This window comes from Actinomycetospora sp. ABD4_176 (assembly GCF_056311855.1).
Window position 1 is genome coordinate 4,372,417 of the sequence record NZ_CM149974.1, and the last position, 21,104, is coordinate 4,393,520.

General features: G+C 75.1%; 20 protein-coding genes. 7 read left to right on the forward strand and 13 right to left on the reverse strand.

What is annotated here, in order from left to right:
* Positions 1-49: 49 nt before the first annotated feature.
* Genes ACYX4T_RS21110 through ACYX4T_RS21120 form a run of 3 tightly spaced genes read right to left on the reverse strand, consistent with a single transcriptional unit; the run spans position 50 to position 2,630 of the window.
* Positions 50-1,036, reverse strand: coding sequence for a threonine ammonia-lyase (locus tag ACYX4T_RS21110; RefSeq protein ID WP_476011224.1), 987 nt, complete (start codon positions 1,034-1,036; stop codon positions 50-52).
* A complete protein-coding gene (gene ygfZ, locus ACYX4T_RS21115; protein ID WP_476011225.1) occupies positions 1,033-2,181 on the reverse strand; it encodes a CAF17-like 4Fe-4S cluster assembly/insertion protein YgfZ in 1,149 nt (382 codons plus the stop codon). The genes ACYX4T_RS21110 and ygfZ overlap by 4 nt, the downstream gene beginning before the upstream one ends.
* Complete coding sequence (locus ACYX4T_RS21120) at positions 2,178-2,630, reverse strand: Fur family transcriptional regulator (RefSeq protein ID WP_476011226.1); 453 nt, start codon at positions 2,628-2,630, stop codon at positions 2,178-2,180. Before ACYX4T_RS21120 ends, ygfZ begins: the two co-directional genes overlap by 4 nt.
* 129 nt (positions 2,631-2,759) lie before the next feature.
* Here ACYX4T_RS21120 and ACYX4T_RS21125 point away from each other — a divergent pair, with 129 nt between their 5' ends.
* A complete protein-coding gene (locus ACYX4T_RS21125) occupies positions 2,760-3,767 on the forward strand; it encodes a hypothetical protein (RefSeq protein ID WP_476011227.1) in 1,008 nt (335 codons plus the stop codon).
* Between the two features lie 900 nt (positions 3,768-4,667).
* On the opposite strand, the gene ACYX4T_RS21130 is transcribed toward ACYX4T_RS21125, so the two are convergent.
* From ACYX4T_RS21130 to ACYX4T_RS21155, 6 genes are all read right to left on the reverse strand, one after another.
* On the reverse strand, positions 4,668-5,582 hold the full coding sequence (locus tag ACYX4T_RS21130; RefSeq protein WP_476011228.1) for a 5-oxoprolinase subunit C family protein: 915 nt from the start codon (positions 5,580-5,582) through the stop codon (positions 4,668-4,670).
* Positions 5,579-6,214 carry a 5-oxoprolinase subunit B family protein gene (locus ACYX4T_RS21135; RefSeq protein ID WP_476011229.1) on the reverse strand — a complete coding sequence of 212 codons (636 nt, stop codon included), beginning with the start codon at positions 6,212-6,214 and terminating at the stop codon, positions 5,579-5,581. The genes ACYX4T_RS21130 and ACYX4T_RS21135 overlap by 4 nt, the downstream gene beginning before the upstream one ends.
* 16 nt (positions 6,215-6,230) lie before the next feature.
* Entirely contained in the window at positions 6,231-6,893 is a 663-nt protein-coding gene (locus ACYX4T_RS21140; protein WP_476011230.1) for a heme-binding beta-barrel domain-containing protein, read from the reverse strand.
* A 246-nt stretch (positions 6,894-7,139) separates the two neighbouring features.
* Positions 7,140-7,439 (reverse strand): DUF1416 domain-containing protein, encoded by a 300-nt coding sequence (locus tag ACYX4T_RS21145; RefSeq protein ID WP_476011231.1) that lies wholly within the window; start codon positions 7,437-7,439, stop codon positions 7,140-7,142.
* The gene (locus ACYX4T_RS21150; protein WP_476011232.1) at positions 7,439-8,281 is read right to left on the reverse strand and encodes a sulfurtransferase; all 843 of its coding nucleotides are present in this window, start codon (positions 8,279-8,281) and stop codon (positions 7,439-7,441) included. Before ACYX4T_RS21150 ends, ACYX4T_RS21145 begins: the two co-directional genes overlap by 1 nt.
* A 287-nt stretch (positions 8,282-8,568) precedes the next feature.
* Complete coding sequence (locus tag ACYX4T_RS21155; RefSeq protein WP_476011233.1) at positions 8,569-9,075, reverse strand: TlpA family protein disulfide reductase; 507 nt, start codon at positions 9,073-9,075, stop codon at positions 8,569-8,571.
* 181 nt (positions 9,076-9,256) lie between these two features.
* Between ACYX4T_RS21155 and ACYX4T_RS21160 the strand changes: the two genes are divergently transcribed.
* From ACYX4T_RS21160 to pstB, 6 genes are all read left to right on the forward strand, one after another.
* Positions 9,257-10,129, forward strand: coding sequence for a winged helix-turn-helix transcriptional regulator (locus ACYX4T_RS21160; RefSeq protein ID WP_476011234.1), 873 nt, complete (start codon positions 9,257-9,259; stop codon positions 10,127-10,129).
* 68 nt (positions 10,130-10,197) lie between these two features.
* Positions 10,198-11,127 (forward strand): mycothiol synthase, encoded by a 930-nt coding sequence (mshD, locus tag ACYX4T_RS21165; RefSeq protein WP_476011235.1) that lies wholly within the window; start codon positions 10,198-10,200, stop codon positions 11,125-11,127.
* A 184-nt stretch (positions 11,128-11,311) separates the two neighbouring features.
* On the forward strand, positions 11,312-12,418 hold the full coding sequence (pstS, locus tag ACYX4T_RS21170) for a phosphate ABC transporter substrate-binding protein PstS (RefSeq protein ID WP_476011236.1): 1,107 nt from the start codon (positions 11,312-11,314) through the stop codon (positions 12,416-12,418).
* A 134-nt stretch (positions 12,419-12,552) separates the two neighbouring features.
* Positions 12,553-13,524 (forward strand): phosphate ABC transporter permease subunit PstC, encoded by a 972-nt coding sequence (gene pstC, locus ACYX4T_RS21175; RefSeq protein WP_476015334.1) that lies wholly within the window; start codon positions 12,553-12,555, stop codon positions 13,522-13,524.
* The gene (gene pstA, locus ACYX4T_RS21180) at positions 13,524-14,435 is read left to right on the forward strand and encodes a phosphate ABC transporter permease PstA (RefSeq protein ID WP_476011237.1); all 912 of its coding nucleotides are present in this window, start codon (positions 13,524-13,526) and stop codon (positions 14,433-14,435) included. Before pstC ends, pstA begins: the two co-directional genes overlap by 1 nt.
* Positions 14,436-14,456: 21 nt before the next feature.
* Positions 14,457-15,233, forward strand: a complete 777-nt coding sequence (gene pstB / locus ACYX4T_RS21185) for a phosphate ABC transporter ATP-binding protein PstB (protein ID WP_476011238.1) — start codon at positions 14,457-14,459, stop codon at positions 15,231-15,233.
* Between the two features lie 132 nt (positions 15,234-15,365).
* Here the strand turns inward: pstB and phoU are convergent, their stop codons facing one another.
* The 4 genes from phoU to dusB all read right to left on the reverse strand — a co-directional run bounded on the left by phoU (position 15,366) and on the right by dusB (position 21,100).
* Positions 15,366-16,022: a phosphate signaling complex protein PhoU gene (phoU, locus tag ACYX4T_RS21190; protein WP_476011239.1), complete on the reverse strand. Its 657-nt coding sequence runs from the start codon at positions 16,020-16,022 to the stop codon at positions 15,366-15,368.
* 101 nt (positions 16,023-16,123) lie between these two features.
* The gene (locus ACYX4T_RS21195; protein ID WP_476011240.1) at positions 16,124-18,529 is read right to left on the reverse strand and encodes an LCP family protein; all 2,406 of its coding nucleotides are present in this window, start codon (positions 18,527-18,529) and stop codon (positions 16,124-16,126) included.
* Positions 18,530-18,763: 234 nt separating this feature from the next.
* Positions 18,764-19,741, reverse strand: coding sequence for a GGDEF domain-containing protein (locus ACYX4T_RS21200; protein WP_476011241.1), 978 nt, complete (start codon positions 19,739-19,741; stop codon positions 18,764-18,766).
* A gap of 240 nt (positions 19,742-19,981) precedes the next feature.
* On the reverse strand, positions 19,982-21,100 hold the full coding sequence (gene dusB, locus ACYX4T_RS21205) for a tRNA dihydrouridine synthase DusB (protein ID WP_476011242.1): 1,119 nt from the start codon (positions 21,098-21,100) through the stop codon (positions 19,982-19,984).
* Positions 21,101-21,104 lie beyond the last annotated feature (4 nt).

Here is a 21,104-nt window from a genome sequence, read left to right on the forward strand (position 1 = left end):
GGGTCGGCGCGTCGAGAGGTGCGTGTCGCGCGCGCGCCGGTCACCCGCCTCACCCGAACGTCGGCACCGGCGAGCGTTCGTGCTGGTCGGCGAGCACGCGGGCCAGCCAGGCGGGGTCCACGTTGCCGCCGCTGACCACGGCGACGGTGCGCCGGGCGCGGTCGGCGGGCGGCAGGGCGAGCCACCCGGCGGTGGCGACGGCGCCGCTCGCCTCGCACGGCACGCCGGCGGCGTGCAGGCGGCGGGTGGCGTCGGCGATCGCCTCCTCGTCGACGGTGACGACGTCGGCGACGAGGTCGCGCACGTGCGGCCAGGTCAGCTCGCCGAGCACGGTGGCGCGCAGGCCGTCGGCGGCGGTGGCGGCCACCTGCTCGCGCGGGAAGCGGACGCGCTCGCCGGCCCGCCGGCTCGCCGCGGCGTCGCCCGCGAGCTCCGGCTCGGCGCCGATCACCCGCACCCCGGACCCGCGCAGCGCCGCGGCGACGCCGCTGATCAGCCCGCCGCCCCCGATCGGCACCACGACCTGCTCGACGTCGGGGCGGTCGGCGAGGATCTCGGCGCCGACGGTGCCCTGACCGGCGATGACGTGCGGGTGGTCGTAGGGCGGGATCAGTGTCCCGCCGGTCTCGGCGACGACGGCGTCGGCCGCCGACTCCCGCTCGTCGGCGGGTACCCGGACGAGTCGCGCGCCGAGCTCCGCCATCGCGGCCACCTTGGCCTCGACGGCGTCGTCGGGGGCCACGACCGTGCAGGAAACGCCGAGGCGGCGCGCCACCCAGGCGAGCGCGCGGCCGTGGTTGCCCGAGGAGTGGGTGACGAGCCCGGCCGCCTGCCGCTCGGGCGCGAGCCGGCTCGCGGCGTGGAAGGCGCCGCGCACCTTGAACGCGCCGACGGGCTGGAGGTCCTCGCGCTTGATCGCGAAGCCCGGCGCCAGCTCCGTGACCGGGGTACGGACGGCCACACCGTCGAGCACCGCCGCGGCCGCGACGACGTCGTCGGCGCCGAGCAGGGACACCGGTCGCGCGGGGTCGGTCATCCCCGCAGGCGGCGCATCGCCGCGCGCCCGGGCGGCTCGCCGGTGTCCGGCGGGATCGAGTCGGGGTCGACGGAGGCGGGGCCCGCGACCAGGTCCTCGGACTCCGGCGCCACCCACAGCGGGTCGCCCCCGGGGCCGGAGGTCACCGCCGAGCGCTTGAGCAGTGCCAGGGCCACGGTGCCGAGCTCGTGGTGGCGCACCGCGGAGCCGAGCCGGCCGACCGCACGCCCGCCCTCCTCGCCGAGCACCGGCGTGCCGGGCGGGGGCAGCGGGTCGTCGCCGGACTGCAGGTGCAGGAGCACGAGCTGGCGCGGCGGGCGGCCGAGGTTCGCGACCCGCGAGACCGTCTCCTGCCCGCGGTAGCAGCCCTTGTGCAGGTGCACCGCGGCGCCGATCCAACCCATCTCGTGAGGGATCGCGCGCTCGTCGGTGTCGATGCCGAGGCGCGGGCGCAGCGCGGCGACCCGCAGGGCCTCGTAGGCGTCGTGACCGGCCGCCCGCGCCCCGGCGCCGCGCAGCCGCGACCACCAGGCCCCGAGCTCGGCGCGCGGCACGACGAGGTCGACCGCGGCCTCCGCGTCGGGGCCGGGCCAGGGCATGCGGCGCACGACCCCGCCGCCGGGCAGCGCGGCCGCCGCGTGGTCGCCGTGCGGGGCGGGGACGCCGGCGCTGGTGAGCACCTCGTCCACCGCGGGTCCGACGACCGAGAGCAGCGCCCACGCGTCGGTCTCGTCGGCCACCTCGACCTGCGACCAGAAGCGCATGCGGTCGAGGTAGTCGGCAAGCGCGGCGGCCCGGCCGGGCTCGACGTCGAGCCACACCGTGTCGTCGACGTGCGCGAGGACGGCGTGGTGCTCCACGCGGCCCTGCGCGTCGAGCACGAGCGCCTCGGTGCCGGCGCCGTCGGGCAGGTCCGCGACCTGCTGGGACAGCAGCAGGTGCAGCCAGCTCAGCCGCTCGGGGCCGGTGACGCGCAGGACGCCCCGGTGGGAGCGGTCGACGACGCCGGCGCGGCGGGTCATCGCGCGCTGCTCGCCGAACGGGTCGCCGAAGTGGGCGGGGACGGCCGCGTCGGTGTTCGTGGCGGCGTCGTCGGCGTCCACCGGGGCGACGGCGCCCGGTTCGTCGAAGGGAGAGGTGGTCACGGTGCGTCCTCCGCGAGCTCGGCGTCGGCGCGGTCCGCGCAGTCGCGGCAGGTGCCGGACAGCGCGACATGGGTGGCGTCCAGGCGGAAGCCGTGCGACTCCCGCAGGACGCCGGCGAGGTCGTCCAGAGCGGTGACGTCGATCTCGTCGACGCGGCCGCAGTGGTGACAGACGAGGTGGACGTGCTCGTGCTCGGACGTCGCGTAGGTCGGCGCGCCGTGCCCGAGGTGGGTGTGCCGGACGACCCCGAGCTGCTCGAGCAGGTCGAGCGTCCGGTAGACGGTGGTGATGTTGACCGCCGGTGCCGTCTCCTGCACCCGCGTGCAGACCGCCTCGGGCGTCGCGTGCCCGAGCTCCGCGACGGCGTCGAGCACCAGCTGGCGCTGCGGGGTCATGCGCAGACCGCGGCGGTGCAGGGTCTGCCGCAGTTCGGTGTCCACCCCGTCCATGGTAGGCGCCCCGACCACCCCGCCGAGCGGGTGCGGCTCCGTGCGCGGGGCGGCGCCGGTCCCTACGATCGGAGACTTCCGCGCCGGACCGGACGGCGCCGGAGAGGCCCCGGCAGCAGGCAGGTGACGATGACCACCGGTGAGCAGGGACGCACACCGCCCGACGCCGAGCACTACCTGGATCTCTCGGGTGTCGAGGAGGACAGTCCCGGCCCGCACTTCGACGTCGTCCTGAGGGGCTACGACCGCCGTCAGGTGGACGAGCACGTCGCGGGCCTGCGCCGCATGAACGCCCAGCTGCGGGCCCAGCTCGCGGTGCGCGAGCGCCGGCGCGGCGGTGCCGCGGAGTCGTCGACGTCGTCGTCCGCGTCGTCGGCGCTCGAGGGCCGGCTCTCCGACACCATCCCGGAGTCGCGCCGCGCGCCGGGGGGCGGCCAGCCGTCCGGTGGCCCCGACATGGTCGGCGCCTTCAACGACCGCCTGCGCGGCATCCTCCAGGCCGCCGAGCAGGAGGCCCAGCTCGTGCGCAGCAAGGCCGCCGAGTCGCTGCTGGCCGAGCACGCCGAGTCCCGCGCCGCCCTCGCCGACCTGCGCGCGCAGCGCGACGCCGTCGTCGACGAGCTGGTGCGCCTGCGCGGGCGCCTCGACGAGATCGTCTCCGGCCCCGTGCGCCCGTCGGCGCCGCCCGGCCCGCCCCGCCCGCCGCAGGGCGGGCCCGTCGGACCGGCGGGTCCGTGGCGCGGCCCGGGCCGCCCGCCTGGCCCGCCGTCGCCCGGCCCCCGCCCCCACGGGCCCTACGGCGCGGCGCCGCACGCCGTCGCCGGGGGTCAGGACGCCGGACCCGAGGCCTCGGCCGAGGACACGGTCACGGTCGCTCCGGCGGCCCTCGACGGCGGCGTCGAGACCGCCGCGGACACGCCGGCCGACACCGCGGCGGACCCGACGGCCGACTCCACCGCGGACACCACCGCGGACACCACCGCGGACACCACGGCGGACACCGCCGCCGTGGAGGCCGTCGACACCCCCGCGACCGGGACGGCGAGCGAGACCACCGCCGACGTCGCCGACGACGGTTCGTCCGACCGGACGGCGCGCGCCGCCCCGGCGACCCCGGAGCGTGCGGCAGACGGGTGAACCCGTCCGACGGTCCGTGACCAGGACGCCCGGCCCGACGCCTCCGGTCGGCGTACTGTCTCCGGGCATGGGCGTGCTCGAGTCCCCGATCACGTGGATCGTCGTCGCCGCCGTCCTCGTGGTCGTCGCGGTGGTGCTGCTCGTGCTCTCCGCGCTCCGCCGCCGGCGGGCCCGCCGCGCCGCCGCGGCCGCCGCCTGGCCGCCCCCGGCCCTCGAGGCCGGCCGGGCCGACCCCGACGCGCCCTGGACGGGACCGGTGCCCGAGGCCGCCCGCGTGCACGTCGGCGTGCGTACCCCGGTGTCGAACGTCTCCGAGCGTCCCGAGGCCGCGGCCGCGGCCTACACCGAGCCCGACACGTCCCCGCTCGACGTCGACGCCATCCGCGCCCGCCTCGCCGCCGAGCCGGCGCGGGACGACCCGGCGGAGGGTCCCGACACCAGCGGCGAGGCCCCGACCGGGAGCGGCGAGGCCCCGACCGGCAGCGGCGAGGCCCCAGCCGGCACCGTCGTCGACGTCGACGACACCGCTGCCGCGCCGAGACCGGCGCCGAGCGGCTCCGAGCCGGGCGCCGCGGAACCGGCGCCCGACGACCCCGCCCCCCACCGCCCGCGCCACGCCACGCCGGACGACGCCCCCGCCACCGGGACGGACGCCCCCGCCACCGAGGCCGCGAAGGACCGCCTGCTGGGCGTGCTGCTGCGCGACCCGCAGGCCGCCGTCAGCGCGCTCGCCGCCTCGCCGGGCGACGGCAGCGGCGATGGAACCGGTCATGGCGGCGGCGACGTCACCGCGCTGCTGCGCGCCGGTCTGACCCCGGCGCAGGTCGCGCGGCTGGTCGGGGTGGACGAGCGCGTGCTGGCGACGGTCGTCGCGCGGGGCCTCGGGCTGCTCCCGGCCGATCAGGCGTCCGATCGGGCCCCGGGCGGCGGCGTCGCCACCGGCGAGAACCGCACCGACGACCCCGGCCGCAGCTGGGCGAACACCGCGAGCTCCGCGGGGTCGACCACGCCGACGACGGGATAGCCGCCGGTCGTCGGGTGGTCGGCGAGGAAGACGACAGGCTGCCCGTCCGGCGGCACCTGGACCGCCCCGCCGACCAGGCCCTCGCTGCGCAGCTCCTCGCCCCGACGGTCGGCGGCCCTCTCCAGCGCCGGGCCCTCGAGGCGCACGCCGACGCGGTCGCCGGTCGGCGCCACCGTCCACGTGCCCGCACGCAGCTGTCCCGCGGCGTCGTCGACCCAGTCGGCCCGCGGCCCGAGGTGCACGCGCACCCTCACCGCGTCGGGCGCGGCCGAGACGCCGAGCGCCCCGGTGCCCACCGGCGGGACCGTCGTCGGCGGGCCGAGAGGCAGGCGCGTGCCGACCTCGAGCGGCGCCGGCCCGAGCCCCGAGAGCGTGTCGGCGCTGCGGCTGCCGAGCACCGGGTCGACGGCGACCCCCCCGCCGACCGCGAGGTAGCCGCGCAGGCCGGAGGTCGGCGACGGCACGACCACCTCGTCGCCGGCGGCTACGTGGACCGGCTGGTGCGACGGCGCGGTCCGCTCGCCGCCCGTGGCGCGCCGGACACGCAGGCCGCCGGGCGGGCCGGTCAGCGCCACGGTGGCGGCGGCGCCCACCCGCAGGGCGAGCCCCCCGAGCAGCACCTCGAGCCCGGCGTCCTCCGGTCCGTTGCCGACGAGGCGCTGCGCGAGCGCGTGGGCGGGCCCGTCGAGCGCGCCGGCGGGTGGCACCCCGATGTGCGCCCAGCCGGGCCGGCCGCGGTCGACCACCAGCGCCTGGGGCCCGACGGCGGTGACCTCGAGCTCGCGGCTCACCCGGCGTCCCGGAAGCGCACGGTGGTGCCGGGGACGAGCAGGGCGGGCGGGTCGCGGTCGGGATCGAACAGGGTCGGCGCGTCCTCGGTGAGCCGGCCGATGAGTCGCCAGCCGCCGGGGGAGGTGCGCGGGTAGACGCCGCCGAACTCGCCGGCCACCCCCACCGCGCCGGCGGGGATGCGGGGGCGGGGGGTGTCGAGCCGCGGCTGGTGCAGGGCCTCGGGCAGGCCCGTGAGGTAGGCGAAGCCCGGCGCGAAGCCCCCGAACGCGACGGTGAGCTCGGCGCCGGTGTGGGCGGCGACGACGTCGGCGGTCGACCAGCCGGCGTCCCGGGCGACGAGCTCGAGGTCCTCGCCGTCGTAGTGCACGGGCAGCTCCACGGTGCCCGCCGCGTGACGGTCGGGGGTGGCGGTCAGGTCGGTCCCGTCGAGCAGCGCGCGGACCGCCCGCAGCACGTCGCGCGCCCCCGGCGCGGTGACCAGCACGGTCCGGGCGGCGGGCACGACGTCGACGACGCCCGGGAGGTCGCCGCGGTCCAGGGCCTCGCGCAGCGCGGCGCCGGCCACGGCGACCTGGTCGAGCCCGTCGAGGTCGACGACCAGCGCCTCCGGGCCCACCGGCCGGACGTCCACCAGCCCCTCAGCTGCCTCAGCCGACGACGCGGCGCAGCCGGGCCGAGGTGTGCGGCTGGAGCGGCTGGCCCTCCATGGCGCGCTCCTCGACGTAGGCGAGGTCGCCGTCCTCGACGATGCCGTAGAGCCGCGTCGCCCCGTTGACCTCCTTGGCGCTGGAGGTGCGGGCGATGGCGTCGGTCTGCAGCTCCCAGGACGTCTGGGTGCGGCTCGCGCCGTAGTAGAGCTCGATGATCCCGGTGTGGTGGGCGAGCAGGAGCTCGATCGTCCCGTCGGGCTGCGCGCGCCACCAGCCGACCTCGCGCGCCGCGGGGCGCACGACCGCGCCGCCCGGCCCGTCGAGGATCCACGAGCGCGCCTCCCACGACAGGAACGGCCGCCCGTCGTGCGCCACGGTGATCTGCTGGCCGAAGTGGAACGGGCCGTCGATCGTCGGGTAGACGACCTCGCCCTCCCCGCGCCACACCCCGACCAGCGGGAGCAGGCCCAGGAGGGCGTCGTTGAGGTCGGGACCGAGCCGCAGGTTCGCCGTGTCGTTCTCGACGGGCAGGTCCGGCCACGCCGGCAGGTTGGCATCGCGCGTGTGCTGGGCGCGCTCGCTCGCGGCCCGGATGGCCTCGTTGCCGCTGGTGCCCTCGGGCACCTCGCCGCCCTCGTCGGCGAAGGGGGCGTCGCTCATCGTTCCTCCTCGACCGTGAGCAGCTCGTCGCGGAACAGCCGCCGGGTCAGCACGACGCCGCCGCCGAGGATGCCGGCGCTGCACGCGGCGAGCAGGACCGTGTAGAACCACGCCACCCGGCCACCCTAACGACACCGCCCGCCCGCCCCGCCGCGACGGGCGGGACGAGCGGGCGGCGTGGTCATCGAGTGATCGAAGTACCGATACGGACGTTGAGTGTCAGCAAGGGCACTTCGCTGACACGCGTCAGGCGACGGACACCTCGGTGGTGAAGAGGCCGGGCCCGCCGACGGCCACCTCGGTCTGGCCGTTGCCCGAGCGCGAGAGCGCGCGGACGGTCCAGGTGCCCGGGCGGGCGAAGAAGCGGTAGTCGCCGGACGCGGACGAGACGACCTCGGCGGTGAACTCGCCGGTGCCGTCCAGGAGCCGGACGTAGGCGCCGCCGACGGGCGAGCCGTCGCTGGTCACCTTGCCGACCAGCACCGACTCCTTGGACAGGTCGGTACCGGCGGGCAGCTCGGCGGACTGCTGCGGAGCGCTGCACATCAGGACCTGCCATCCCCCGTCTCGACCGGCACGCCGACCAGCGAGCCGTACTCGGTCCAGCTGCCGTCGTAGTTCTTGACGTCGGTCTCGCCCAGCAGCTCGTGGAGGGCGAACCAGGTGTGCGAGCTGCGCTCACCGATGCGGCAGTACGCGATGGTCGGGCGCGACGAGTCCAGGCCCTGCTCGGAGTAGAGCGCGCGCAGCTCGTCGTCCGACTTGAACGTGCCGTCCTCGTTGGCGGCCTTCGACCACGGCACGTTGAGCGCCGAGGGGATGTGGCCGCCGCGCTGCGCCTGCTCCTGCGGCAGGTGCGCGGGCGCGAGGAGCTTGCCGGAGAACTCGTCGGGCGAGCGGACGTCGACCAGGTTCTTGGTGCCGATCGCGTTGACGACCTCGTCGCGGAAGGCGCGGATCGAGGTGTCCTGCTCCTTGGCCGAGTACTGCGTCTGCGACCGCTGCGGGACCTCGGTGTCGAGCTTGCGCCCGTCGAGCTCCCACTTCTTGCGGCCGCCGTCGAGCAGCTTGACGTCCTGGTGCCCGTAGAGCTTGAAGTACCAGTAGGCGTAGGCGGCGAACCAGTTGTTGTTGCCGCCGTAGAGGATGACGGTGTCGTCGTTGCCGATGCCCTTGCTCGACAGCAGCTTCTCGAAGCCGGCCTTGTCGACGAAGTCGCGGCGCACCGGGTCCTGGAGCTCGGTCTTCCAGTCGAGCTTGACCGCGCCGGGGATGTGCCCGCCCTCGTACGCGGTGGTGTCCTCGTCGACCTCGACGAAGACGGTGTTCGGGGCGTCGAGGTTCTGCTCGGCCCAGTCGGCACTGACCAGGGCGTCCTGGCGGCTCATGTGCGGTACTCCTCGGGTGCTCTTCTCGGGATGACGGGGTCCTGCGACACGGCGACGCACGCGACCGGCACCCGTGGCCGGCTGACCCGTCGAGGGAGAGCGGCGTGGTGGACGGTCCGGGACGCGAGGTCGTCCGGGAGGGTCAGCGACAGAGGCTGGAGTCGACGCGGCACAGGTCGATCGCGCGCCGCTGGGTGAGCCCTCCGTCCACGGGCGTCACGCTACCGAAGAATCGGCCGCGGACCGAGCGCCGGCCGGGGATGATGTCGCCCCTCCGTTCCCGGTGGTCAGCCCGTGCGGCGCAACGGCGCCAGCGTGCCGAGCAGGTCGGCCCGGCGGGGGACGCCGACGGTGCGGGACAACTCGACGCCCGCGGGGTCGACGACGAGTGTCGTCGGCGTCCGCCGGATGCCCAGCAGCCGGACGAGCTCCGGGCGCATCGCCACGTCCACCTCGCGCACCGTGACCCCCGGGTGCTCGGAGGCGACGTCGGTGAGCACGGCGCGCGACGCGCGGCAGTCGGCGCAGAACTGCGAGGACAGCTGCAGGAGGGCGAGGCCGCCGGGCGGGGCGACGAGGTCGCGCGGCAGCACGCCGCCGACCGGGGTGCCGGGGCGGGCCGCGACCGGTCGCAGGTCGCGGCGGGTGCCCTCGGGGCCGGGGTCGTCGAACGGGAGCGGGTCGGACGCGTCCGCGTCGGCCCGACGGCGCCGCCCGCGCAGGACCACGAGCACGAGGCCGGCGAGGAGCACGACGACGAGGGCCACCACGGCCACGAGCACCCAGCCCGACACCCGATCCTCCCGACGGCCCCCCGAGGGCCACTGCGGCCTCCCCGCGCCCTGTTCGCGCAGCGTAGCCGGGGGGTGGTCGACACGGGCGCGCCGGGCACCAACGTGACATGGAACGCGCGGGCGGGTGACGGCGCGGTGAACTGGTCTATCGTCCTCCTCACGATCGCGGAGGGAGAAACGCGTGGAGCTGCTGCTGCTCACCGCCGACCCCGAGCCGACGTCAGTGTTGCCGTCGCTGGCCCTGCTACCCCACGGACTCCGGACCGCGGCCCCCGAGGTCGCGGCCCTGCTCGATGCCGGCCCGCACGACGCCGTGCTGGTCGACGCCCGGCACGACCTCGCCGCCGCCCGCAGCCTCTGCCGCCTGCTGGGCTCCACCGGCCTCGACGTGCCGGTCATCGCCGTCCTCACCGAGGGTGGTCTCGTCGCCGTCTCGCTGGAGTGGGGCGTCGACGAGGTGCTGCTGCCCGGTGCCGGCCCGGCGGAGATCGACGCCCGCCTGCGCCTGCTGCGGGCCCGGCGCGCCTCCGACGGTGCGGGGGCCGAGGGTGCGCTGGTGCTCGGCGAGCTCGTCATCGACGAGTCCACCTACACCGCCCGCCTGCGCGGGCGTCCGCTCGACCTCACCTACAAGGAGTTCGAGCTCCTCAAGTACCTCGCCCAGCACGCGGGCCGCGTCTTCACCCGCGCCCAGCTGCTGCAGGAGGTCTGGGGCTACGACTTCTTCGGTGGCACCCGCACCGTCGACGTCCACGTCCGGCGCCTGCGGGCCAAGCTCGGCTCCGAGCACGAGCAGCTCATCGGCACCGTGCGCAACGTCGGCTACAAGTTCGTCCGCCCGATGCGGGGCGTCCTCGGGACCTCCCGCGCCACCGCGGGCGACGAGGCCGGCGCCGAGCGCACGGGGAGCACCACGGGGAGCGCGGAGCCCGACGAGGAGGAGGCACCGGGCGCGCCGGCCTCCCGGACCCCCGCCACGCCCGTGCCGCGGTCGACCAGGTCGTGGGACGAGGCGCGGGTCGTGCGGCCCGCGGCCTGGGCCCGCGGCCTGTAGACACACCGCCGGTGAGCGTTTCGGAGCGGGCCCGCACGACGGCGGGCGGGCCCGCTACCGTCGGCTCCGTGCTGACCAGCCGGTGGACCACGGGAGTTGCCGGCGCGGCGGACGCCGACGCCGTGCGCGCCCTCGTCGGTGCGGTCGCCGCCGCCGACGGCGTCGACGCCTACGCCGAACCGGCCCGCCGCGACATCGCGGCGCTGGGCTCCGGCGGCGGTCGTCCCGGCACGCGGCACCTGCTCGTCCACGACGAGGAGGACGCCCTCGTGGGCCACGCGCTGCTGGACACCGAGCACCCCGACGACCCGGTCGCCGAGCTCGCCGTCGTCCCCGCGCGGCGACGGGAGGGCGTCGGGGCGGTGCTCGTGGACGCCGTCGTGGAGGAGGCCCCGGAGGCGCGGTTCTGGGCGCACGGCGACCACCCGGGGGCCGCGCGCCTGGCCGAGCGCGTCGGACGCCGCCGGGTCCGCGAGCTCTGGCGGATGCGCCGGCCCGCCCCCGGCCACGAGGCGCCGCCGCTGCCCGGGCTCGTCGTCCCCGACGGGACCGTCATCCGCCCGCTGCGGGTCGGGCGCGACGAGGACGCCGTCGTCGCGGTCAACAACCGCGCGTTCTCCTGGCACCCCGAGCAGGGTGGCTGGACCACCGCCGACATCGCCGAGATCGAGGCGGAGCCGTGGTTCGACGCGACCGGCGTGCTGCTCGCGTGGGACACGGCCACCGAGGAGCTCCTCGGCTTCCACTTCACGAAGGTGCACGGGGTGTCCGCGACGGTCGCCGAGCCGCTCGGCGAGGTCTACGTCGTCGGCGTCGACCCGTCCGCCCAGGGCCGCGGGCTCGGGAAGGCCCTCACGCTCGCCGGGCTGCACCACCTGGTCGACCGCGGGCTGCGCACGACCATCCTCTACGTCGAGGGCGACAACGCTGCGGCCATCGCCACATACCGGGCCCTGGGCTTCGAGCGCGACGCGGTGGACGTCTCCTACCAGCGCTGACGTCGGCGGCGGGGCGTGATGATGCTCTCGTCAACGACCCTGTTCACCTCGCGTTCACATGCGCAGCTCCGGGCGTTCCCCCGGTCTCCTTAGGGTCCGCGTCCGGCGTCGACAGCGGCGCTGCGACGGCCCACCACGGTCCACACCGGTCGCGGGGGGCACGACCCAGACACGGAGGATCCCTGTGAGGTATCAGCGGCGCGCAGCGACGGTCGGTCTGATCGCCGCCGGAGCGCTCCTGTTCAGCGCCTGCGGCAGCGACAACGCCGGTGGCGGTGGCGGGGAGCAGGCGGCCGAGAACCCGGCGTGCGCCGGCAAGCAGAACCTGCGCGCCAGCGGGTCCTCGGCCCAGGCGAACGCGATGACCCGGTTCGTCACCGCCTACGAGCAGGCATGTGAGGGCAAGACGGTCGCGTACACCCCGAGCGGGTCGGGCGCCGGGCGCAGCGAGTTCATCGGCGGGCAGACCGACTTCGCGGGCTCGGACTCGGCGCTGTCCGATGACGAGCCCCAGCGTGCCCAGCAGCGCTGCGGGTCGCCCGCGTGGAACCTGCCGCTGGTCTTCGGACCCATCGCGATCGCCTACAACCTTCAGGGCGTGACCGACCTCGTGCTCGACGGTCCGACCGTCGGTCGCATCTTCAACGGCGGCATCACCACCTGGAACGACCCGGCGATCGCCGCGCTGAACCCGGGCAAGCAGCTCCCGGCCGCCCCGATCATCGTCAACTTCCGGTCCGACGAGTCCGGCACGACCGAGAACTTCCAGACCTACCTGAACACCGCGTCGAACGGCACCTACACGCAGGAGGCGGCCGACGCCTTCAACGGTGGTGTCGGCGCCGGTGCGCGTGGCAGCCAGGGCGTCGCCGACGCCACTCGCAACACCCCGAACTCGATCACCTACGTCGAGGCCTCGTTCGCCCAGCGGGCGAACCTCGGGATGGCCCAGATCATCAATTCGGGGGGTGGGGCGCCGGTGCCGCTCAGCCCCGAGTCGGTCGGCGTCGCGATCGACAATGTCCAGGTTGAGGGTCAGGGCAACGACCTGACCCTCAACCTGGACAGCCTCTATGCGGCCTCGGCTCCTGGCGCGTACCCGATCGCGCTGGCGACCTACGAGATCGTCTGCTCCGACTACCAGGACGACGCGACCGGCCAGGCCGTGCGGGGCTTCCTGACCACGGCGCTCTCGCCGGAGGCTCAGCAGGGCCTGCCGGAGGCGGGTTACGTCCCGCTGCCAGATCGCTTCAAGCAGCGTCTGACCGACGCGGTCAACGCGATCCAGTGACGTGACGGCCGCGGGCCCGCCGGTGATCCCGGCGGGTCGCGGCCTCGTCGCCCGCACAGAACCGAGAAGGGTATGCGAGCGTGAGCGAGCGCATCGAGCAACGAGCTCCCGGCTCCGAGGGCGAGGAGGAGCACATCGTCCCCTCGTCGAGCCCCGAGCCCGGGCCCACCCCGTGGCGGTCCCCGCCGAGCCGTCGCGGCGAGTCCGTCTTCCGGTTCCTCGCCTCCGGCTCTGGCGTCCTCGTCGTCGCGGCCATCGCGCTGATCGGCCTGTTCCTCCTGATCCAGGCCGTCCCGTCGCTGATGGCGAACAACGCCAACTTCTTCACCTCGCCCGAGTTCAGCACCGGTGACCCCGAGAACCTGCGGTTCGGCATCCGTGACCTCTTCCTGGTCACGGTGTTCTCGTCGGTGTTCGCGCTCGTGCTCGCCATGCCGGTCGCCCTCGGCGTTGCACTGTTCCTCACGAACTACGCGCCGAAGCAGCTCTCTCGGCCCTTCGCGTACGTCGTCGACCTGCTCGCCGCGGTGCCGTCGATCATCTACGGCCTCTGGGGCATCCTCGTGCTCGCGCCCGCGATCGAGCCGATCGCCGAGTGGCTGAACACCAACCTCGGCTGGATCTTCCTGTTCTCCGACGGCAACCTGCCGGTGCTCTCGGGCACGATCTTCACCGGCGGCGTCGTCCTCGCGGTCATGATCCTGCCGATCATCACCGCGGTCAGCCGCGAGGTCTTCGCACAGACGCCGCGGTTCCAGATCGAGGCCGCGAAGGCCCTGGGTGCGACGCGCTGGGAGGTCATCCGGATGGCCACGCTGCCCTACGGGCGCAGTGGCTACATCGCCGGCTCGATGCTCGGCCTCGGTCGCGCGCTCGGCGAGACCATCGCGGTCCTCATCGTCATCCGCGCCTCGACCTCGCCGATGACCTTCAGCCTCTTCGACGGCGGCTACACCTTCGCGTCGCTGATCGCCTCGGCGGCCTCGGAGTTCAGCCAGCCGCTGCCGACCGGCGCCTATATCTCCGCCGGCCTCGTGCTCTTCGTCCTGACCTTCGTCGTCAACGCGCTGGCGCGCGTCATCGCCGGCGGGAAGGTGAACGGCTGATGACCACCGCGACCGGGACCGACCTCGAGCGGCCCGCCTCCGAGCCGTCGACGCGGCGCGTCAGCACCAGCCGCCGGATCAAGGACAACGCGGCCACGGTGCTCGTCAGCATCGCCTTCCTCATCGCCGTCGTGCCCCTCGTGTGGGTGCTCGTGACGGTGATCGCGCGCGGCGCGCCGGCCATCCTCTCCGCGGACTGGTGGGGGACGTCGCTGTCGGGGATCCTCCCCGAGGAGTACGAGGGCGGCGTCTACCACGCGATCTACGGCACACTGGTCCAGGCGCTCATCGCGACGCTCATCGCGGTGCCGATCGGCATCATGGCCGCGATCTACCTCGTCGAGTACGGCCGCGGCGCGCTCGCCCGGACCACGAGTTTCATGGTCGACATCCTCGCCGGCGTCCCGTCGATCGTCGCCGCGCTGTTCGTCTTTGCCGCGTTCATCTCCATCCTCGGGGCGCCGCAGAGCGCCTTCATGGTGTCGCTGGCCCTCGTGCTGCTCATGCTCCCGGTGGTCATCCGCAACACCGAGGAGATGCTGCGGCTGGTGCCCGACCGGCTGCGCGAGTCGGCCTACGCGCTGGGCATCCCGAAGTGGAAGACAATCCTGCGCATCGTCCTGCCGACCGCCCTCTCGGGCACGGTCACGGGCGTCATGCTGGCGATCGCGCGCATCATGGGGGAGACCGCGCCGGTGCTCGTGCTCGTCGGGTACTCGCGGGCGATCAACTACGACCCCTTCGAGGGCAACATGGCCTCGCTGCCGTTGCTGATGTACAGCGAGCTCTCGAACCCCGAGGCCGCCGGCGAGTACCGCATCTGGGGCGCGGCACTGACCCTCATCATCATCATCATGATCTTCCAGGTGGGTGCGAGCCTGATCTCGCGCTTCTCCGCGATCCCCAAGTAGAAACGGGCGGGCAGGACAGCGATGGCCAAGCGCATCGACCTCAAGGACGTCGACATCTACTACGGCGCCTTCCACGCCGTGCAGAACGTCAACCTGACGGTGATCCCGCGCAGCGTCACGGCCTTCATCGGACCGTCGGGCTGTGGCAAGTCCACCGTGCTGCGCACGCTCAACCGCATGCACGAGGAGATCGCCGGGGCGCGCGTCGAGGGTCAGGTCCTGCTCGACGGCGAGAACATCTACGACCGCGGCACCGACGCCGTCGCCGTGCGCCGCACCATCGGCATGGTGTTCCAGATGCCGAACCCGTTCCCGACGATGTCCGTGCGGGACAACGTCGTCGCGGGCCTGAAGCTGCAGGGCGTGCGGGACAAGAAGAAGCTCGACGAGGTCGCCGAGGCCTCGCTGCGCGGCGCCAACCTCTGGAAGGAGGTCAAGGACCGGCTCGACAAGCCGGGCGGTGGCCTCTCCGGTGGTCAGCAGCAGCGGCTCTGCATCGCCCGCGCGATCGCGGTGCAGCCCGACGTGCTCCTCATGGACGAGCCGTGCTCGGCCCTCGACCCGATCTCCACGCTGGCGATCGAGGACCTCATCGCGGACCTCAAGAAGCAGTACACGATCGTCATCGTCACCCACAACATGCAGCAGGCCGCGCGGGTGAGCGACCAGACGGGGTTCTTCAACCTCGAGGCCACTGGCAAGCCGGGCCACCTGGTCGAGATCGACGACACCGAGAAGATCTTCTCGAATCCGACCGAGCAGGCCACCGAGGACTACATCTCGGGCCGCTTCGGCTGACCGGCTCGCGTGGATGCAGCGAACGCGCTGTTCGCTGCGTCTACGCGCGCAAAGTCCCCGTCGATCACGGGGCACAGACACACGCGAGCCCCTCCCGCACCGTGCGGGAGGGGCTCTCGCGTGTCCGGGCGCTCAGGCCTCGGGGGTGTTGGGCATCTTGCCGGTCACCATGTAGACGACGCGGCGGGCGACGGCCACGGAGTGGTCGGCGAAGCGCTCGTAGAAGCGGCCCAGCAGCGTCACGTCGATCGCGGGCGCGACCCCATTCGGCCACTCCTTGCTCAGCAGCAGCGTGAACAGGTGGCGGTGCAGGTCGTCCATGGCGTCGTCGTCGGACTCCATGGTGAAGGCGAGCTCGACGTCGCGGGTGAGGATGACCTGGCGGGCGTCCTGCGCGAGGTCGAGGGCCACGCGGCCCATCTCGGCGAAGTAGGGGGCGACGTCCTCGGGCAGCACCTTCTGCGGGTGACGGCGGCGGGCCGCCTTGGCGACGTGCAGCGCGAGGTCGCCCATCCGCTCGAGGTCGCCCGCGGAGTGGATCGCGGCGATGACGGACCGCAGGTCGCCCGCGACCGGAGCCTGGAGCGCGAGGAGGCCGAAGGCCTGCTCCTCCGCGGCGCTGCGCAGGGCGTCGATCTTGGTGTCGTCCGAGATGACCTCCTCGGCGAGGTCGAGGTCGCCCTCGAGGAGGGCACTCGTCGCCTTCTTCATGGCCTCGCCGGCCATGAGGGACATCTCGGCCAGCTCCCCGGACAGGGCGTCGAGCTTCTCGTGATAGGCCGTGCGCATACCGCGCAACCTACGCGGAGCCGCCGTCGCTCATCCGACCGCGACGTGAACCAGGGATGAACGCGATCACGGCGGGGCCCGTCGAGGGCGTGACCCCGGTCCTAGGCGCAGGAGGCGTCGGCGGCGGTGATGGTCGGGTTGACCGGGGGCCCCGGGGTGGTCGCCGTCGCTCCCTCGCCGGAGCGCACGCGACCGTCGAAGTCGTCGCCGAGGACGAGCGTGAGGGTGCCGGTGCCCGACGCGCTCGGCTCGAGCGTCGCGCTGGGCACGGTGGTGGCGAGCGTCTGAGCCGCGACGGCCTGGTCGGGCGAGTACCGGATCGTCGTCGCGCCGCCGGTGGGGATCGCGGAGCCGGCGGTCTCGGTGACGACGCCGAAGCCCGCGGAGCGGAGTCGCTCGGCGATCGACAGGGCCGTCGGTCCGGCGGCCGCCCAGTCGCTGCGCCCGTCGTCGTCGGAGCCGCCGTCGTCGGAGTTCCCGTCGTCGGAGCCCTCGCCGTCGGAGCCCTCGTCGCCCTCGTCGTCCGAGCCACCGTCGGAGCCGTCCCCGGACCGCACGTCGGCGCTCTCTTCGTCGTCCGCGTCGTCCGCCGAGCGCGCGTCGACGAGGCGCACCTGGGCCGCCACCGGCGCCGGGGCTCCGGGCGCGCCCGGAGCCCCGGGCAGCGGGCGGTCCTCGATGATCGCCGAGAACAGCGCGCGCTCCTCGCCGGGCCGCAGTACCTCGTTGCCCCGGTCGTTGGCGATGCCCGTGGTGGGCACGGTGACGAAGGTGACCGCCCGCGGGTCGAGGCTGCCGAGCGACTGGGTCAGCGTCAGCAGCTGGTCCGAGCCGATGTTCTCGCCGAACGTCGAGCGCGACACCGCCGCGACCAGGCCCTCGAGGCGGCTGGGGTCGAGCAGCGTGCCCGCCGAGAGCACCGAGCGCAGAAGCGCGCCGAGGAACCGCTGCTGGCGCTGGATGCGGCCGTAGTCGCTGGACGGGTCACCCTCCACGTGCCGCGCGCGGACGTAGTCGAGCGCCTGCTGACCGGTCAGCACCGTCGGGCCGGCCTGCGGGATGATCTCGCCGAGCACCGAGTCGCGCACCGGGCGCTCGGTGCAGATCGGGACGCCCCGCACCGCGTCGACCATGCCCTGGAAGCCCTGGAAGTCGACGCCGAGGAAGCGGTTGATCGCGAGGCCCGAGAGCTCCTGCACGGCGCGGGTGACGCAGCGTGGGCCACCGGCGGCGTACGCCGAGTTGAGTTTGACCCGCGGGGCGGGCGGGAGCATCTGCGGGGCGTAGGCGCCGGTGATCGGGTCCCAGCGCTCGCACGCCGGGCGGGTGATCTCCAGGTCGCGCGGGAACGACACCACGATCACGCCCGAGCGGTCCTCGGGGACGTGGACGACCATGATCGTGTCGGTGCGGGCCCCCGGGACGTCGGCCGTGTCGCCGGCGTCCTCCGAGGCCGGGGCGCCGGCGCGGGTGTCCGAGCCGACGACGAGGAAGTTCTGGTCTCCGACCTGGGCCGCGGCGTCCCGGATGGCCGACGAGTTCGGGTCGAGCGCGCCGATCTGGCGCACGGCGGCCTCGACCCACGACGCCGCGCCCCACCCCAGCCCGCACACCACCACGACGAGCACCGCGCACGTGGCCGTCGCGAGCCGCGCGACCCGGGACCAGGTCCAGCCGCGGCGCCAGGTCGCGAACCGCGAGCCGGCGGCGGCGAGCACGGCGGACGTCGCCGCCCAGTCGGCCTCGCGCGCCGGCGCCACGACCGCGCGCCTGCGGTCGCCGGCCGGGGCGGGCGCCTCGTCGGGATCGGCGTCGCGCGCGGCCGGGGCCACCGACGGGGTCGGCGGGACCGGGGCGGGCGGTGCCGGGGCGGGCGGTGCCGGGGCGGGCGGTGCCGGGGCGGGCGGTGCCGGCGGGGCCGCCGGCGACGTGGCCCCGGGTGCGGCCGGTCGCCCGGGCGCAGCCGGGGTGACCGACGGGACCGGCGGCACCGGTCGCGTCGGGGGCACCGACGTGTCCGCCGCCCCGGCCGCGGTCGGCGTCAGGGTCGGCGTCGCGGCCGTCGCCACGGCCGGCGTCGGCTCCGGCTCGTCGTGCTCCCCGCTCCGGGGACCGGGCTCGCGGACCTGCGCCGGCACGCGCCGGACCGGCACCCGGCCGGCGGGCAGGGTCACGGCGTCGACCGGCGACCGTGTCGACGGCGGGTCGGCGGCCGCCGGCGACGGGATACCGGACGAGGGCGTGCTCGGGGCCGGGGGCGGCGAGCCGGAGCCGGCGGTGGCCGTCGGCGCGGTGACCAGCGCCGCGCCCGGCGGCCGCAGCCCCAGGCGCGGACCGCGTCGGCGCGTCAGCGGCACCATCGTCGGGCGACGGCCGTGGTGCGGCGCCGCGCCCGGGATGCGGAAGGGCGCCGAGGCCGGCCCGGAGACGGGGGGACGGACCGCGTCGCCACCGGCCGTCACGGGGCGGGAGCCCCGGACCGGATCACCGGCGCGGTCGTCGGTCACGCATCTCCTCGAGGGTGGCACCCCGGCCGTCGCCCACGGTGATCCGGGCAGGCGTCCGGGCAGGGGTCCGGGCAGGGTCCGGGCTGGTCAGCAGCGGGATACTACGGCGTAGCCCGGGCCTCCGGGCGCGGGGTCCACTACGCCACGCGGACACCCGGGCACAAGACGGACAGGATGGTCGCCACACGACCGGGCGACACGACCGACCCGGTCGGCCACCTGGGGATCGACCGGTCAGCCGGTCGGGAACGCGCGCCGGGCGGCGGCCGCGATGCCGCGCCGGGCGGCGGCCGCACCGGCGAGACGGACGGTGCCCTCACCGTCCCGGTGGGCGACGGCGTTGCGCCCGGCGCGCTTGGCCACGTACAGCAGGGCGTCCGCGGCGTCGAGCCCCGGCGAGCCGGGCCGGCCGCTGTCGGCGGCGCCGAGGCAGGCGACGCCGACGCTGACCGTCACCCGCAGATCCTCGGCGACCTCGTGCCACGGGTAGGCGTCGACGCGCGCCCGGGCCTCCTCGCACACCCGCACCGCGTCCGCGGGCTCGAGCCCGGGCAGGACGAGCGCGAACTCCTCGCCGCCGTAGCGGGCGCAGAAACCGTCGGGCGGCAGCTCCTCGCTCATGAGGTCGACGAGCCGCCGCAGCACCTCGTCGCCGAGGGCGTGGCCGTGGGTGTCGTTGACCTGCTTGAAGTGGTCGACGTCGGCGAGCGCCACGCAGACCGCGCCGGCGTTCGACGAGTCGTGACGCAACGTGCTCAGGCGCTCGTCGAGGTAGCGCCGGTTCCACGTCGCCGTGAGGCTGTCGCGACGGCTCTGCTCGCGGGCCTCCGCCCGCTCGCGGCGGAGACGATCGACCTCGACGCGTAACTGATCGGGCACTCCGGCCGGCAGCGTCCGCTCGTCGCGCACGAGCGAGACGGCGGCCTTCATGTGCTGGTACGCGCGGCGCCAGTCGCCCCGGTCGGCGAGGACCTCGGCGGCCGCCTCGTGGGCGCGCGCCTGGTCGGCGCGGCCGTCGGGCGTGAGGCCGCCGGCGGGCACCGCCTCGAGTCCGACGATCGGGGAGGTGGGGAAACCGCAGGTGACGACGGTCTCGGGCGTGACGGCGTGCGTCTCGGGCGCCGCGACGTCCCCGTCGCGCGCCGACTCCACGCTCGTCACCGCGGCGCTCGCGCGTCCCGCACGCAGCCCGGCCAGCCGCACACACACCACCTCCGTTCCACCTCCAGTGTCGCCCCGGACCGCCGCCGTGTAACGGTGATTCGCCGCGTCGCCGCCAACTTCAGTCGTCCGGCGCAGGTGACGCTGCGTAGACGGATCCCGCCTCGACACGTTCGGCCCACCTTGAGTCGCCCGCGCCGGTGGTCCTGCGGGGACGGCGGGTGCCGCCGGTGATGTGAGATCGACGTGATCCGCCGGACCGAGTACGAAGAGTAGCGCCCTGGGCGGGTGTCAGCCGCCGGAGTGCATGACGTCGGCGGCCGTGGGGACGGTGTCGTCCTCGGGGTCGTCGAGCCAGCCCTCGGGCAGCGTGACGTGCGCCGGCGAGCCCTGGCGGCCGCGCGGGCCGTCGGCGTCGGCGGGGAAAGGGAGATCGTGGTCGAGGCGGGCGAGCAGCTCGTCGAGCCGGTCCAGCCCGTCGATCATCCCGAGCTCGCGGCGCAGCTCCGAGCCGACCGCGAACCCGTGCAGGTACCAGGACATGTGCTTGCGCGAGTCGCGCACGCCCTTGTGGGGGCCGTGGTGGGCGATGAGCAGCTCGACGTGTCGGCGCATGACCGCCGCGACCTCGCCGAGCGTCGGCGGCGTCGGGATCGGACGCCCCGCCAGCGCCGCCTCGAGCTCGCCGAACAACCACGGCCGCCCGAGGCAACCGCGGCCGACGACAACCCCGTCGCAGCCGGTCTTCTCCATCATCGCGACGGCGTCGGCCGCGGCGAAGATGTCGCCGTTGCCCAGCACCGGCGTCGCGGCCGGCAGGGCGTCGCGGAGCTCGGCGATGCGGTCCCAGTCGGCGGTCCCCGAGTAGCGCTGCGAGGCGGTGCGCGCGTGCAGGGCGACCGCCGCCGCGCCCTCGTCGGCGGCGATCCGTCCGGCGTCGAGGAACGTCACGTGGTCGTCGTCGATGCCCACACGCATCTTCACCGTCAGCGGGAGCCCGCCCCGGCGCGTGGCCTCGACGGCGGCGCGCACGATCGAGCCGAACAGCCGCCGCTTGTAGGGCAGCGCCGCCCCGCCGCCGCGGCGGGTCACCTTGGGCACCGGGCAGCCGAAGTTGAGGTCGACGTGGTCGGCGAGGTCCTCGTCGACGATGCGGTCGACCGCCCGGCCGATCGTCACCGGGTCGACGCCGTAGAGCTGCATCGAGCGGGGGGACTCGTCCGCGTCGAACGCGATCATCTCGGCGGTGCCGGGGTGGCGTTCCACCAGCGCCCGCGCGGTGATCATCTCGCAGACGTAGAGCCCCGCGCCCTGCTCGCGGCACAGGCGGCGGAAGGCGACGTTGGTGATGCCCGCCATCGGCGCGAGCACGACCGGCGTCGGCAGCTCGAGGGGACCGATGCGGAGCACGACG

What these genes read in the sequence shown, in the direction of transcription:
- ACYX4T_RS21110 (WP_476011224.1), bottom strand. Translation starts at nt 1,036, where the DNA reads ATGACCGACCCCGCGCGACCGGTGTCCCTGCTCGGCGCCGACGACGTC.
- ACYX4T_RS21120 (WP_476011226.1), bottom strand. Translation starts at nt 2,630, where the DNA reads ATGGACGGGGTGGACACCGAACTGCGGCAGACCCTGCACCGCCGCGGT.
- ACYX4T_RS21125 (WP_476011227.1), top strand. Translation starts at nt 2,760, where the DNA reads ATGACCACCGGTGAGCAGGGACGCACACCGCCCGACGCCGAGCACTAC.
- ACYX4T_RS21140 (WP_476011230.1), bottom strand. Translation starts at nt 6,893, where the DNA reads ATGAGCGACGCCCCCTTCGCCGACGAGGGCGGCGAGGTGCCCGAGGGC.
- ACYX4T_RS21145 (WP_476011231.1), bottom strand. Translation starts at nt 7,439, where the DNA reads ATGTGCAGCGCTCCGCAGCAGTCCGCCGAGCTGCCCGCCGGTACCGAC.
- ACYX4T_RS21150 (WP_476011232.1), bottom strand. Translation starts at nt 8,281, where the DNA reads ATGAGCCGCCAGGACGCCCTGGTCAGTGCCGACTGGGCCGAGCAGAAC.
- pstA (WP_476011237.1), top strand. Translation starts at nt 13,524, where the DNA reads ATGACCACCGCGACCGGGACCGACCTCGAGCGGCCCGCCTCCGAGCCG.
- pstB (WP_476011238.1), top strand. Translation starts at nt 14,457, where the DNA reads ATGGCCAAGCGCATCGACCTCAAGGACGTCGACATCTACTACGGCGCC.
- phoU (WP_476011239.1), bottom strand. Translation starts at nt 16,022, where the DNA reads ATGCGCACGGCCTATCACGAGAAGCTCGACGCCCTGTCCGGGGAGCTG.